General features: G+C 73.5%; 15 protein-coding genes. 4 read left to right on the top strand and 11 right to left on the bottom strand.

Going from position 1 to position 13,861, the window contains the following annotated elements; all coding sequences use genetic code 11:
- The first annotated feature begins 297 nt into the window (after positions 1-297).
- Both PH191_RS16705 and PH191_RS16700 read left to right on the top strand, forming a co-directional pair.
- The gene (locus tag PH191_RS16705; RefSeq protein WP_274195739.1) at positions 298-453 is read left to right on the top strand and encodes a hypothetical protein; all 156 of its coding nucleotides are present in this window, start codon (positions 298-300) and stop codon (positions 451-453) included.
- Positions 454-621: 168 nt separating this feature from the next.
- The gene (locus PH191_RS16700; RefSeq protein ID WP_274195848.1) at positions 622-1,803 is read left to right on the top strand and encodes an acyl-CoA dehydrogenase family protein; all 1,182 of its coding nucleotides are present in this window, start codon (positions 622-624) and stop codon (positions 1,801-1,803) included.
- An 89-nt stretch (positions 1,804-1,892) separates the two neighbouring features.
- Here PH191_RS16700 and PH191_RS16695 read toward each other — a convergent pair whose 3' ends face one another.
- From PH191_RS16695 to PH191_RS16660, 9 genes are all read right to left on the bottom strand, one after another.
- Positions 1,893-2,888, bottom strand: a complete 996-nt coding sequence (locus PH191_RS16695) for a zinc-binding alcohol dehydrogenase family protein (RefSeq protein WP_274195847.1) — start codon at positions 2,886-2,888, stop codon at positions 1,893-1,895.
- Between the two features lie 216 nt (positions 2,889-3,104).
- Positions 3,105-4,082 carry an isopenicillin N synthase family dioxygenase gene (locus PH191_RS16690; protein ID WP_274195738.1) on the bottom strand — a complete coding sequence of 326 codons (978 nt, stop codon included), beginning with the start codon at positions 4,080-4,082 and terminating at the stop codon, positions 3,105-3,107.
- 118 nt (positions 4,083-4,200) lie between these two features.
- Complete coding sequence (locus PH191_RS16685; protein ID WP_274195737.1) at positions 4,201-4,674, bottom strand: OsmC family protein; 474 nt, start codon at positions 4,672-4,674, stop codon at positions 4,201-4,203.
- Between the two features lie 84 nt (positions 4,675-4,758).
- A complete protein-coding gene (locus PH191_RS30115) occupies positions 4,759-4,839 on the bottom strand; it encodes a putative leader peptide (RefSeq protein WP_420791817.1) in 81 nt (26 codons plus the stop codon).
- Between the two features lie 53 nt (positions 4,840-4,892).
- Positions 4,893-6,101, bottom strand: a complete 1,209-nt coding sequence (locus PH191_RS16680) for a trans-sulfuration enzyme family protein (protein ID WP_274195736.1) — start codon at positions 6,099-6,101, stop codon at positions 4,893-4,895.
- Positions 6,102-6,134: 33 nt separating this feature from the next.
- Entirely contained in the window at positions 6,135-7,517 is a 1,383-nt protein-coding gene (locus PH191_RS16675; RefSeq protein WP_274195735.1) for an NtaA/DmoA family FMN-dependent monooxygenase, read from the bottom strand.
- Positions 7,518-7,528: 11 nt separating this feature from the next.
- Positions 7,529-8,674 carry an LLM class flavin-dependent oxidoreductase gene (locus PH191_RS16670; RefSeq protein ID WP_274195734.1) on the bottom strand — a complete coding sequence of 382 codons (1,146 nt, stop codon included), beginning with the start codon at positions 8,672-8,674 and terminating at the stop codon, positions 7,529-7,531.
- A 22-nt stretch (positions 8,675-8,696) separates the two neighbouring features.
- Positions 8,697-9,398 (bottom strand): GNAT family N-acetyltransferase, encoded by a 702-nt coding sequence (locus PH191_RS16665; RefSeq protein ID WP_274195733.1) that lies wholly within the window; start codon positions 9,396-9,398, stop codon positions 8,697-8,699.
- 383 nt (positions 9,399-9,781) lie between these two features.
- On the bottom strand, positions 9,782-10,102 hold the full coding sequence (locus PH191_RS16660) for a hypothetical protein (RefSeq protein ID WP_274195732.1): 321 nt from the start codon (positions 10,100-10,102) through the stop codon (positions 9,782-9,784).
- Positions 10,103-10,274: 172 nt separating this feature from the next.
- On the opposite strand from PH191_RS16660, the gene PH191_RS16655 reads away from it, so the two are divergent.
- On the top strand, positions 10,275-10,613 hold the full coding sequence (locus PH191_RS16655) for a cupin domain-containing protein (protein ID WP_274195731.1): 339 nt from the start codon (positions 10,275-10,277) through the stop codon (positions 10,611-10,613).
- Here the strand turns inward: PH191_RS16655 and PH191_RS16650 are convergent.
- On the bottom strand, positions 10,604-11,812 hold the full coding sequence (locus PH191_RS16650; RefSeq protein WP_274195730.1) for an acyl-CoA dehydrogenase family protein: 1,209 nt from the start codon (positions 11,810-11,812) through the stop codon (positions 10,604-10,606). The two genes, PH191_RS16655 and PH191_RS16650, sit on opposite strands and share 10 nt — an antisense overlap.
- Positions 11,809-12,921, bottom strand: coding sequence for an LLM class flavin-dependent oxidoreductase (locus PH191_RS16645; protein WP_274195729.1), 1,113 nt, complete (start codon positions 12,919-12,921; stop codon positions 11,809-11,811). Before PH191_RS16645 ends, PH191_RS16650 begins: the two co-directional genes overlap by 4 nt.
- A 427-nt stretch (positions 12,922-13,348) precedes the next feature.
- On the opposite strand from PH191_RS16645, the gene PH191_RS16640 reads away from it, so the two are divergent.
- On the top strand, positions 13,349-13,837 hold the full coding sequence (locus PH191_RS16640) for a beta-class carbonic anhydrase (RefSeq protein WP_274195728.1): 489 nt from the start codon (positions 13,349-13,351) through the stop codon (positions 13,835-13,837).
- The last annotated feature ends 24 nt before the right edge of the window (positions 13,838-13,861 follow it).

Genomic DNA, 13,861 nt, shown 5'->3' with positions numbered 1-13,861 from the left:
TGCGTACCGTCCCGTCCGTGACCGAGGCGCCGACCACCGTGTGGCACGCGTGGCGCCGTCATGTCGATCTCTGCCGGACCTCCGCCGCGATCTGTCGACCCTGACCGCATGAGCACCACCCGGGTGATCCCCGGGTGCCGCCCTCCTGCTCGTCGGAGTCGACATGACGCCCTTCCGGGCCATCCGTACGCGCCTGCTCGACGACCTGTGTCGTCGCGCGCCGCTGCTCGCCCTGGTCCACACCTCCTCGCCGTGCGCGCCGACCGCGCCCGCCGAGGTCCATCGGAGGAACCCCGCATGGCCACCGTCATCCCCCGTTCCAGCCGCCGGTTCGGTCCACGGGGCGCCGCTGTCGCCGAGCTCCTGACCGAGCGCATCGCGGCCGAGGTCGCCACGGCCCAGGCGCGTCCGCGCGACGACCTGCGTCGCCACCCGCTGCCCACCCGGCGGTGACCTCGCCGTCCGCGCCGGCCCCGTTCACGCGGCGCCGGCACATCGACCACGGGCGGGTGTTCGCCCAGGCATGTCGGACCTCCTCGCCGACCCGCCCGAACCCCGTGATCGAGGAGAACCGTGACCAGCACGCTCGACCGCCAGACCACCACCCCCGATTTCAGCACCCTGCCCACCCCGCACACCGAGGCCGAGTGGCTCGAGCGGGCGCGCCTCGTGCGCACCGTCCTGGCCGCCGACGCCGCCGAGCGTGACGCGGCGGGGAAGGCGCCGTACGCGGAGGTCGCCCTGCTCAAGGACTCCGGCCTCGTCACCCTGCTCGGCCCCGTCGAGCACGGCGGCGGCGGCCAGGAGTGGCCCACCGCCTACCGCGTGATCCGGGAGGTGGCCGCCGGCGACGGCTCGATCGGCCAGCTCCTGGGCTACCACCTGCTCTGGTTCTGGGCCGCGCGCCTGGTGGGCACGCCCGAGCAGATCGCCCACGTCGAGGCCGAGGCCACGCGGCAGCGGTGGTTCTTCGGCGGCGCGGTGAACCCGCGCGACGCCGACGTCGTCATCCGTGACGAGGGCGACGAGATCACGTTCAGCGGCCACAAGTCGTTCTCGACGGGCAGCAGGGTCTCCGACGTCACCGTCCTCGAGGGGGTGCTGGAGAACACCGACACGCACATCTTCGCGATCGTGCCGTCGGATCAGCCGGCGATCACGTTCCACGACTGGGACAACATCGGCCAGCGCCTCACCGAGTCGGGCAGCGTGACGCTCGAGGGCGTGCGCGTCTCGTGGGCGGAGGCCGCCGGGTTCCGCGACAAGGTCTTCACCCCGCGCGTCTACAACACCCTCAACGTGCCGGTGATCCAGCTCGTCTTCGTCAGCTTCTACCTCGGCATCGCCCGCGGAGCGCTCGACGAGGCGGCGGCGTACACGCGCACGACGACGCGTCCGTGGCTGCACGGCGGGCACTCCAGCGCCGTCGACGAGCCGTACGTGATCGACCTCTACGGCGACCACACGGCCAAGCTGTGGGCCGTCGAGGCGCTCGCGGACGCGGTCGCGCAGGAGGCGCTGCCGATCCACCGCGAGCCCGACGCGGTCACCGAGCGGGCGCGCGGCGAGCACGAGGTGCGCGTCGCGGCCGTCAAGGCGCGCGCCACGGACGTGGCGCTCGAGATCACGAGCGGCATCTTCGAGGCCACCGGTGCGCGGTCCACGACGTCCTCGTTGCGCCTCGACCGCTTCTGGCGCAACGTGCGGACGCACACCCTGCACGACCCCGTGGCGTACAAGCGCCGCGAGGTCGGGCGGTTCGTGCTGACCGACGAGCTCCCCGAGCCGACCTGGTACAGCTGACGCCGCCCCGCCTCGGTTTGGAGCGAACGCGCCGTTCGTTGCGCTAGGAGCAGCGAACGGCGCGTTCGTCCCGAACCACGGGGCACGCCTCAGCGGCGCGAGCGCCAGCGCAGGATGCGGGGGAGCCCGACGAGCTTCCCGGTCGCGCGGTCGGCCTCCATGACCGCGTGGGCGTCGCGGATGCGCTCGAGCGGGAAGACCTGGCCGAGCGGCACGGTGGCGCGGCCGGCCGCGACGTCGTCGAGGAACTGCTGCAGCACCGCGGCCGGCAGGTCGCTCGCGTCCCCGCCGTAGGCGGTGAGCCGGACCCCGCGGGGCAGGTACTCGATGGGATAGAAATCCGGCACCGTCCATCGGTTCGACAGCATCCCCGCGAAGCAGACGACGCCGTGGCGGCGCGTGGCGCGCAGGGTGTCGGGCAGGGTCGGGGTGCCCACCAGCTCGAGCGCGGCGTCGACGCCGTCGCCGAGGACGTCGCGCACCTGGCGGGCGACGTCCCCGTCGTCGACCAGCACGTGGTCGACCCCGAGCGCGCGGAGCCGCTCGCCCTTGGCCTCGTCGCGGGTCGTCGCGAGCACGGTGAGCCCCCGCGACCTGGCGAGCACCGCGGCGGTCATGCCGACCGACGACGTCCCGCCCCGCACGAGCAGCGACTGGCCGGGCCGCACGTCGAGCCCATCGGTGAGCGCGCCGTGCGCGGTCTGGAGCATCTCCGGCACCGCGCCGAGCGTGGCCCAGTCGAGGTCGCTGTAGAAGGCGGTGACCTGGGCGGCCGGCACGCAGGTGTACTCGGCGTAGCCGCCGTCGAACGTGCGGCCCATCCCGCCCATCATGGCGACGACCTGCTGGCCGGGGACGAACTCGCCGCCCGGGCAGACGGCGACGGTCCCGGTGGCCTCGATGCCGGGGACCCGCGGGAACGTCACGCCGTCGGCGAGGCCGAGGCGGGTGTGCAGCTCGGACCGGTTGAGCCCGAAGGCCTTCACGGAGATCAGGACCTGCCCCGGCTCCGGCTCGGGGACCGTGAGGTCGCGCAGCTGCAAAGCGGTCAGGTCACCCGGCCCGTCGAGCACGACGGCACGCATCCTCGCCACGGCGCCATCCTGGTGCACGGAACCGGAGACCGGAGAGACGAGATCGATGTCGCGTCGCGGGGCCGCCACGACGGGCACGTTCCGCAGCCGGATCCGGTGGCGATCATGCGGAACGTGCCCGTCGTCGGCGAGGTCGTTCCGGCGGAGGGTGGCCCTCGCCGCTCTTGCCGGCCGAAGGTGCCCTGCGCGCGGAGAGGAGGCCGGCGCTCAGCTCCAGTACCGCGCGGCGACGGCCGGGTGCGAGCGCAGCCAGCCGACCAGCGCGTTCTCGCCGTACGCCGCGAGCAGGGGGTTGTCGGGGTCGTCGTTCGGGTCCCAGTCCGCGGTCTCGGCCGCGAGCTCCGGCGGCAGGTCCACCGGCTCGACGACGGCGTCGAGGCGGGGCCCGAGGAAGAACGGCACCGAGTAGCGGTCGACGCCCGGCGGCGGGCTCGCGACGCGGTGGCGGGTCGCGGTGAGGTAGCCGCGCGTCGCGACCTCGAGCATCTCGCCGATGTTGACGACGTAGCCGTCCGGCACGGGCGCGGCGTCGAGCCACTCGCCGGTGCCCGGGACCTGCACCTGCAGGCCACCAACGTCGTCCTGGTGCAGCAGCGCGAGGAATCCGTAGTCCTTGTGCGCTCCCACGCCCTGCCCGGTGGATGCCCCGCCGGGGTAGTGGACGACCTTGAGGTGCAGGTGCGACTCGTCGTCGAACCACCGGTCGAAGTGGTCCTCGGGCTGGCCCAGCGACGCCGCCAGGGCGCGCAGGATCTCCCGGCTCACCCGCAGCGCCTCGTCCTGCCAGGAGAGCACGGCGTCGCGCAGCGCGGGCTGCGCCGGCGGCCACTGGTTCGGCCCGACGAGGCCCCAGTAGCGCGCCTCTCCGTGCACCGGCGACCGCTCGGGCCCGACGTCGATCTGCTCGCGCTGGTCGGCCTCGCCGCCGGTGCGCTCCGTGCCGACCCGGCTGTAGCCGCGGAAGTGCCGCGAGGCGATGTTCTCGATGGCGAGGCGTTGCTCCAGCGGCAGCGCGAAGAACCGCCGCACCTCCTCGTCGAGGCGTGCCGTCAGCTCCGGCGCGATCCCGTGGCCGACGACGGTGAAGAAGCCGACGTCGCGCGCCGCGCGGCGCAGGTCGTCGAGGAACGCGTCCCGCTCGGGGGAGCGGAAGCGGGCGAGGTCGAGGACGGGGAGACCGGTCACCTCCCCAGGCTCCCGCACCGGCGTGGGCGACCGCATCGTGCTGTCGTGGAGAAGCGAACGTGCCGTTCGCTGCTTCTACCGCAGCGAACGGCGCGTTCGTTCCGAATGTCGGGGCCTGTCAGACCGCCGCGGGGAGCTCCGCGCGGGTCCAGTTGTTCTCGAACTCCAGGCCCGAGCGCTGGAAGAGCTGCGTCACGGGGCAGCGGCGCGCGGTCTCGGAGATCAGCGTGGCGAACTGCTCCTCGCTGGCGTCGGTCTCGACGGTCGCGCGCACCTCGACCCTCTCGAAGTTCGCGTTGCCCTCGGCGCCGCCGACGAGCACGGCGGTGTCGAGGTCGCCCTGGATGTCGAAGGTCCACTTCCCGAGCTGGACGCCCAGGTCCTTGGCGACGAGAGCGGCGGTGACCTGGTTGCACGAGGTCAGCGAGCCGAGCGCGTAGAAGAGCGGGCTGGGGGCCTCGTCGGCACCACCGAAGGCGGGGTAGGCGTCGGTGGTGAAGACGTGACCGCCGGCGGTCAGCTCCTGCGCGACGCCGGTGCCCTCGCCGTGCACGGCGAACGGGACGACGGTTTCCTTGGGACGAACAGCCATCGGGGACCTCTCTGGAGGCGTGGGAGGGGGGCGCCCGGACGCGCGCGACGGCCGGGCGTGGGAAGAGGGAGAGACGCGAGCAGATCAGCCGCGACGACAGGTGCACGTCGCGAGCCGGCAGAGGTCGACGTGGAGACGTCGCACCAGTCCGCCACCGAAGCCCACGATCACCTTCCTACCCGATGGCGCACAACCGGACCAGTACCCAGCGGGCTCGATCACCCACGGACCGTGGCCAGGGCGGCGTCGAGGTCGGCGATCAGGTCGTCGGGGTCCTCCAGGCCCACGGAGAACCGCAGGTGCCCGTAGCGGCGGAACTCCTCGGGCCAGTGCGCGGCCCGTGCCCCGGTCGTCCCGACGTGCACGATCAGGCTCTCGTCGTGGCCGAGCGAGACCGCCGAGGTGATGACGCGCAGGTCGGCGACGAAGCGGTTCTGCAGGTCGGCGTCCCCGTCGAGGGCGAACGCCATCATCCAGCCGTTCCCGCGGCCACCGAACAGCCGCTGCGCGAGGGAGTGCTGCGGATGGCCGGCGAGGCCCGGGTAGGCGACGTAGGCGACGCCCGGGTGGCCGGCGAGGAACTCCGCGACCCGCTGGGCCGACGCGAGGTGCTGACGCAGCCGCAGCGGCAGGGTGATCGCCCCGCGCGCGATGAGCCACGCGTTGAACGGCGACACCACGCCACCGACGTCGACCATCGCCTCGGCGCGGATCGCGTCGATGTGCTCGCGGGCCCCGATCACCGCCCCGCCCATCGCGTCGCCGTGCCCGTTGACGACCTTGGTCAGCGAGTGGACGACGAGGTCCGCGCCGTCGGCGAGCGGGCGGTAGAGCGGCGGCGGGGTGAACGTCGAGTCGACCGACAGCAGCGCGCCGCCCTCGTGCGCGATCTCCGCGATCGCGGCGACGTCGCACACCCGCGTCGTCGGGTTGGCGATCACCTCGGTGTGCACGAGCCGCGTCGTCGGCCGCATCGCCGCGCGCACGGCGTCGGGGTCGCTGGTGTCGACGAAGGTCGCCTCGACGCCGTAGCGCGCCGGGAGAATGTCGGCGAAGAGCCGCCACGACGCCTCGTAGGTGACGTCGGAGACCACCGCGTGGTCGCCGGTGCGCAGGAACGTGAAGAACACCCCGTGCAGCGCCGCGACCCCCGACGCGAGCACGACGGCGTCCTCGCCCTGCTCGAGGTGGGCGAGCTTCTGCTGCAGCGCGCGCTGGTTGGCGCCGGTGTTGCGCGTGTAGAGGGGCACGTCGAACCCCGACCACGACAGCTCCGAGGGGTCCTCGGGCAGCGCGTAGGAGTTCGCCATCACCAACGGCGTGCGGATCGCGCCGCTGCCCGCGTCGACGGCATTGCCGGCGTGCACGGCCTGCGTCGCGAAGGCCAACGACTCGGGGCGTTCCTTGTCCGGGCGGGGGTCGGCCACGCCGCGGATCGTCTCACCCCGGCTGGTCGCGGGTCAGGCGCGCGCCTCCGCCGGGGTGGTCGTGGTGGGCGAGGGCTGCAGTCCGAGGTGCTCGCGCAGGGTCGTGCCCTCGTACTCGGTGCGGAACGAGCCCTTCTCCTGCAGCAGCGGCACGACCTCGTCGGCGAACACGTCCAACCCGCCCGGGGTGACGTGCGGGACGAGGACGAAGCCGTCGCTCGCGTCGGACTGCACGAACTCGTCGATGGTGTCGGCGACCCGCTGCGGGGTGCCGACGAACGTGTGGCGCCCGTTCTTGCGGATCACGACCTCGCGCAGCGACAGGCCCTCGCGCTCGCCCAGCTCGCGCCACTCGTTCGCGATCGCGACCGGGTCCTTGTACATCCGCACGCTCGCGCGACCCTTCGAGATGTGCGCGCCGCTGTCGACGTCGTCGGAGGTCTTCGGGTCGAACGACGGCACCGGGCCGTCGGGGTCGACGTCGGACAGGTCGCGGTTCCAGACCTGCTCGGCGAAGGCGATCGCGGTCTGCGGGCCCACCTGCTGGTACTGCACCTGGCGCGCGTTCTCCGCCGCCTCCTCCTCGGTGGCGCCCAGCACGAACGTCGCGGCCGGCAAGATCTTGAGGTCCTCGTGACGGCGCCCGAACTTCGCCAGGCGCCCCTTCACGTCGGCGTAGAACTCCTTGCCGGCCTCCAGCTCCGCGTGCCGGGTGAAGATCGCGTCCGCGCTCGCCGCAGCGAACTCGCGCCCCTCCTCGGAGTCGCCGGCCTGGATGATCACCGGGTGGCCCTGCGGGCTGCGCGGGGTCGCGAACCGCCCCGAGATGTCGAACTGGTCGGAGTGCACCTCGAACCGGCCGGCGTCGCCGTGGCGCAGGTACCGCCCCGACGTCGGGTCGGCGAGCACCTCGTCGACGTCCCAGGCGTCCCACAGCGTCTTCGCGGTCTCGAGGAACTCCTGCGCGCGCAGGTAGCGCTTGTCCTTCGGCAGGTAGCCGCCGCGGCGGAAGTTCTCGCCGGTGAACTCGTCCCAGCTGGTCACGACGTTCCACGCGGCGCGGCCGCCGGAGAGGTGGTCGAGCGAGGCGAGCTTGCGGGCGACGTCGAGCGGCTCGTTGAACGTGGAGTTCACCGTGCCGGCGAGGCCGATCCGCTCGGTGACGGCGGCCATCGCCATGAGGATCGAGACGTTGTCGGGGCGCCCGACGACGTCGAGGTCGTAGATCTTGCCGCCCTGCTCGCGCAGGCGCAGGCCCTCGGCGAGGAAGAGGAAGTCGAACTTCGCGCGCTCCGCGGTCTGCGCGAAGTGCCGGAAGGACTCGAACGCGATGTGGCTGCCGGCCGCCGGGTCGCTCCAGACCGTCGTGTTGTTGACGCCGGGGAAGTGGGCGGCGAGGTGGATCTGCTTGGGCACGGGGGTCCTCCTCAGGCCGTGGCGTAGCGGTCGGCGGGGTGCTCGAGGTCGAGGAGCCCGCGGAGCGTGTCGGCCTCGTAGGCGGTGCGGTGCAGACCGCGGCGCTGCAGCTCGGGTACGAGCTCGCGGGTGATGCGCGGCAGGTCGTGGGCGGTGACGGCGGGACGCAGCCGCGCGCCGGTCAGGCCGGCGTCCTGCCACGACGCGAGGACGTCGGCGACGTCGCCCGCGGTACCGGCGAGGATGCGGGCGTCGCTGCGCAGCTCCGTGCCGTCGGCGGCGTCGAGGAGGCGCAGGCGCTCGCGGGCCGCGTCGGCGGTGTCGTCGAGGAGCACCAGCAGGTCGCCGAACACGTGCAGCGGGGTCGTGCGGTCGGTCGCGCCCTCGGCCGCCCGGACCTCGGCGAGGATCGACGCCGCGTCCCCCGTCGGGCCGTCGCGGCCGGTGCCGTCGGGGGTCACGAACACGACGTCGGCGCTGCGAGCGGCGAGCCGGTAGGCGGTGTCGACGTGCGCGAGCGCGGTGACGACGGGCTGGCCCTGCGGCGGGCGCGGCGTGATCGACGGGCCGCGCACGGAGAAGTGCGGGCCCTCGAAGTCGATGTAGTGCAGCTTGTCGCGGTCGATGAACCGGCCGGTCGCGGCGTCGCGGATCTCGGCGTCGTCCTCCCACGAGTCCCACAGCCGGCGCTGGACCTCGACGTGGTCGGCGGCCTCGCCGAAGAGCGACTCGCGGTCCTCCGGATCGCGGCGGCCGAACAGCGCGTACTCGGCCGGGTCCGACGACACCTTGATCCGCTGCCCGGCCCGCCCGGAGGTCACCCAGTCCAGCGTCGCGATCTGCGTGGACACGTGGAACGGCTCGGTGTGGGTCGCGATCACCGTCGGGACCAGCCCGATGTGCGACGTGACGGGCCCGACCCGCAGCGCGGTCAGCACGGCGTCGACGCGGCCCTGGACGCGGTCGGCGCGTTCGTCGCCGGGCAGGGCGAAGGCGTCCTCGAACGTGACGAGGTCGGCGAGCCCGGCCTCGGCCTCACGGACCTGGTCGACCCAGAAGCCCGCGGTCAGCAGCTCGTCGGCGCGGGCGCCGGGCTCACGCCAGGACGCGGGATGCCAGCCGGTGCCGTCGAGGGCGACCGCGAGGTGGAAGGTCATGGTCCTCCTGTCTCAGGGCTCGTCAGGTTCGAGCCGCGACGTGGCTCGGGACGGTGAGCGCCACGAAGTCCGGCCGGGCGCGCAGCCGGAACCCGAGGTGCTCGTAGAGCCGGATCGCGGCGGTGTTGTCCGCCGCGGCGTGCAGGAACGGGACCTCGCCGCGGGCACGGATGCCGGCCGCGACCGCGAGGACGAGCCGGGTCGCGAGCCCCCGTCCGCGGTGGGCCGCGTCGGTGCACACCGCGCTGATCTCGGTGTACCCGGGCGGGTGGAGGCGCTCACCCGCCATGGCGATCAGGACGCCGTCCTCGACGAAGCCCAGGTAGGTGCCCATCTCGACGGTGCGGCTCCCGAACGGCCCGGGGCGCGTGCGGGCGACGAGATCGAGCATCGCCGGGACGTCGTCGGGGCCGAGGCGGACGGCCTCGGGGTCCGGACGGCCGGCGATGGCGTCGCCCACCATCTGCACGCCGGGCAGGAACATCCCGATCTCGAGGGGATCGGGCGGGTCGAGGGGCGCGAACGCCGGGACCACCGAGCGCCCGTCGCCGACCAGCGCGGCGACGTCGTCCCACTCGTCGGCGCCGTGCGGCTCCGCGAGGAACGGGGAGACGTCGGGCTGGTAGCGGATCGCGTTCCCGTGGCGCTGCGCGAGGTGCGCGTGCGGACCGAGCAGGGCGGCCCGGACCGGGTCGTCCAGCGGTCCTGTCGCTGCGGGTGCCACGTCGAGGACAACCGCCCCGTCCCGACGACCATTCCGCGACCCATAGGTGCGCGGACCCGACTTCGGAAACGGGCACGACGATCGCCAGCGGCCGGCTCACCGGCACGGTCATGGGCGTCTCGGTGCTGCTCGCGGTCGGCGCCACGAGCGCTCGGCCGCGAGGCGAGGTGGTGCGTGCCCTGGCGCGGTAGCCGGCGGACGTGGTCACGCGGGCGAGGCCGAACCGACCTGCGGAGAAAGCTTCGGAAATCGAAGCGTTGGCGTGAGGTGTCGGGGCACCCACCGCTCGACCGCGTCGTGGCCCGACCGAACCGTCCAGTGGAATTGCTTCGGTTTCCGAAGCGATTCGACCACTCCGGCCCGACGCGAGGACTGCGGTCGGCTCAGGGGCGGCGCTCCTCGAGCCAGCGGCTGTGGGCTTCCCACGCCGCTTGCTTGCTCGACCCGAGGGCGCGCCCGATCTCGGTCCACGACGCGCCGGCCCGACGAGCGCTGCGCACCCCCAGCTGGCGCCCGTACCCGGCCTTCCGGGCGATCAGCTCACCGAGCGCCAGCATCTCCAGCGCCTGTTCGCCGGCGAGCGCGGCCGCGGCCCCCGGGTCGTCTGGGTCGTCGGACGCGAGCGAGTCCTGCGTCCGGAGCTCGTCGTACCGCGCCACCGCGGTGCGCAACGTGTGCTCACGTTCCAGGGCATCGGGCGTCATGTCGCCCACGCTGCCGTCAGGCCGCCCTGACGTCAAGCTGACCTGACAGGTCCCCGCACCCTCCGGCCGCGTGCCGTGGGCGAACTCTGGGCCGATAGGCCCAAAGTTCGCTCACGGGGGCCCGGAGCAGAGAGCATGGTCGTCCACCACCACAGCCGGGACGAGGACGACCATGCTGAAGCTCTCCCTCGACGCCATGGCCCGCCAGCAGCTCACGGCGGCGCGCGCGAGCACCGCGGGCCGTGCCGCCCACACCGTCGTGGGCGGGCACTCGAACGTCATGCGGCAGACCGTGATCGCGCTGACCGAGGGTCGTCAGCTCGGCGAGCACGAGAACCCGGGCGAGGCGACCCTCGTCGTCCTGAGCGGCCGCGTCCGGCTGGTGTCGGACAAGGACTCCTGGGACGGACGGCGTGGTGACCTGCTCGTCGTCCCCGACGAACGCCACCGCCTCGAGGCCGTGGAGGACGCGGTCGTGCTGCTGACGGTGGCGAAGCTGGGTCAGAAGTAGCCGTTCACCGGCAGCGCCTCGCCGGTGACGAGGTGGCGGCCGATCGCGGCCGCCTTGTACGACGCGGGGTTGTGCAGGGTGATCGTGCGCAGGTTGCGCCAGTGCCGGTCGAGGTTGCGCGCACGGCTCGACGCCGATGCGCCGCCGACGTCGAAGAGGTCCGAGGCGGCTCCGAGCGACGCGGGGTCCAGGTGGATCTTCACGGCGCAGTGGGCCAGCGCCGCGGCGGTGCGCAGCTCGTCGGTCGGCTCGCCGCGCGCCGCCGCGTCCATCGCGGCCTGGACGGCGTCCGCCGCGGCGAGCACGGCCGACTCGGCGATCCACGCCGTGGCGGCCAGGGTGCCGACCTTCTCGTGCAGGATCGGGTCGTCGACAGCCCGGGACGCGGGCGCGTGCTCGAACGTGCGGCTGCGCGAACGCACCACCCCGGTCGCGTCGGCGACCACCGAGCGCAGGATGCCCGCCACCAGCGCGTGCAGGTAGAGCTGCAGGAACGCCACGTCGCCGGGGGCCCGCGGCTCGAGGCGCGGGCGCCGCGACAGGACGTCGTCGGGGTCGACCACGACGTCGGTGAACGTCGTCGTCCCCGTGCCGGTGCGGCTCTGCCCCATGCCGTCCCAGTCGTCGACCACCGAGACACCCGCGCGGTCGGCCGGGACCATCACGGTCGCCACGAGGTCGCCCTCGACGCGGGCCGCGACGGCGATCCAGTCCGCGTAGAGGGTCCCGGTGCTGTAGTACTTCGCGCCGTTGAGCACGAGGCGCCCGTCGACCTCGTCGAGGCGGGTGTCGTACTCGTGCCCGCCCGCCGCGGACGGGCCGGTCTCCGAGATCGCGTTGCCCAGCACCGTCCCGGCGCGGATGCGGTCGAGCCAGCGGCGCCGCACGTCGGGGTCGGGGCTGCGCAGGAACCCGAGCACCTGGCTGTAGTGGGTGCGCAGGACGTGGGCGACGATCGGGTCGGCCTCGGCGAGGTCGATGACGAAGGCCAGGAGCTCGCGCACCGACGCGCCCTGCCCGCCCTCCTCGACGGGCAGCGACAACGCGCCCAGCCCCGCCTCCGCGACGGCCGCGACCTGCGCGAACGGGCTCTCGTCGCGGCGCTCGCGCTCCGCGGCGCCCTCCGCGATCCCGGCCAGGAGCGCGCGGGCGTCGGGGGAGCGGGCCGCGGCGCTCACGGCGGGGGAGGGCGTCGTCACGCCGGGACCCTCTCGCGCCGCGCCAGCTCCTCGCGCACGAGGGGGAGCAGTCGCCGTCCGTAGTCGGCGACGTCGTCGAGCGGGTCGTACCCCCGCAGCAGGAACGTCGTCGCGCCGATGTCGACGTAGTCCAGCAGGGCCGCCGCGACCGTCTCGGGCGTGCCGACGAGCGCGGTCGAGTTCCCGGCGGCGCCCGAGGCGGCCGCGGTCGGGGTCCACAGCGCGCGGTCGTGCAGCTCGCCCCGCTCGGCCGCGGCGAGCAGGCGCCGGGAGCCGGCGTTGGTGCGGGTGGTCTCGTGGCCCTGCCGGTGGGTCGTCCGCCCGGTGAAGGACCCACCACCGCCGTCGGCGGCGACGATGCGGTCGAGGACGTCGTGGGCGCGTTCCCAGGCCTGCTCCTCGGTGGTGCCGAGGATCGGGCGGAAGGAGACGCTGATCCGGGGCATCGTCGACCGGCCCGCGGCGCGCGCGGCCTCGTGCACCGCGGCGATCTGCTCCGCGGTCCCGGCCAGCGGCTCGCCCCAGAGTGCGAAGACGTCGGCGTGCTTGCCGCCCACGCGGTAGGCCGCCTCCGACGAGCCGCCGAAGTAGATCGGGATGCGCGGCTGCTGCACCGGCCGTGCGACCGCGTGGACGTCGGTGACGTCGTAGAACTCGCCCCGGTGGTCGAAGGGCTCCTCGGCGGTCCAGGTGCGCTCCATGACCTCGAGGTACTCGTCGGTGCGCCGGTAGCGCCCCTCCTTGTCGAGGTGGTCGCCGTCCCGGGCCTGGTCGGCCTCGCTGCCGCCGGAGACGGTGTGCACGGCGACGCGCCCGCCCGAGAACCGGTCCAGCGTCGCGAAGGCGCGCGCGGCCATCGTCGGCGCCATGAAGCCGGGCCGGTGGGCGACGAGGTACCCGAGACGCTCGGAGTGCGCCGCGGCGAAGGCCGCGACCTGCAGCCCGTCGGCGGACGACGCGCTGTGCCCGACCAGCACCTTGTCGAACCCGGCGTCCTCGTGGGCGCCGACGAAGCGGCGGACGAAGTCCGGGTCGATCGCCGGGCCCGACGCCGGGTGGATCTCCGAGGCGAACTGGGTGCTGATCTGACCGATGAACTCGACGCCCATGCGGGCTCCTCCTCGAACGCGGGGCTGGCGCACCCGGCTACCCCGCGTCGCACCGGTCGAGCAGCCCGCGGGCCTGCAGGAGTGACGCCATCGACGACGTCCTCGGCGCCGGGGTGCGAGAACGTCGGTAGCGGAGATCAGGGCGCTCCATCCACCGGCCAGGGCCCGTGCACGGGGACCACGCGCTCGTGATCTCCGGCGCGTGGACGGACGACTCTCGTTGCGGCCGGACGGATGCCTGCGGTGAGATGTGCGCATGAGTCCCCGCGCCCTCGAGCCGTTCTGGCCGAGCCGGCGCGGGCAGGAGTTCGATCAGTGGTGTCGACGGGCCGCGTGAGCGCCCGTACCCCGTAGGGATCGAGCCGCTCCGCGGCCGCACAGCGCTGCCCGTGTGTCGTCAGAATCGATCCAGCCTGCGGAGGACCCGGTGTCCGTCACCGACGAGTACCTGAAGAACAACGAGACTTACGTCCAGAACTTCCCCGGCGAGCTGCCCCTGCCGCCTGCGCGCAAGACCGCCGTCGTGGCCTGCATGGACGCCCGAGTGAACCCCTACGGCGCGCTGGGCCTGTCCGAGGGCGACTCGCACGTCATCCGCAACGCCGGCGGCGTCGTCACCGACGACACGATCCGCTCGCTCGCGATCAGCCAGCACCTCCTCGGCACCGAGGAGATCGTGCTGATCCACCACACCGACTGCGGCATGGTGACCTTCACCGACGAGCAGTTCGCCGGGATCCTCGAGCAGGAGGCCGGCGAGCGGCCGACGTGGACGGCCAACGCCTTCCCCGACGTCGAGGGCGACGTCCGCGACTCGATCAAGCGCATCACCGACAGCCCGTTCGTCAAGAACAAGGGCTCGGTGCGCGGCTTCGTCCTCGACGTCGCGACCGGGAAGCTCAACGAGGTGAGCTGAGTCGCCGATCACTGGCTGGTATCG

Origin of the sequence: Actinomycetospora callitridis (assembly GCF_028737265.1) — a bacterium.
GTDB lineage: Bacteria > Actinomycetota > Actinomycetes > Mycobacteriales > Pseudonocardiaceae > Actinomycetospora > Actinomycetospora callitridis.
This window is presented reverse-complemented; position numbering and strand designations above follow the sequence as displayed.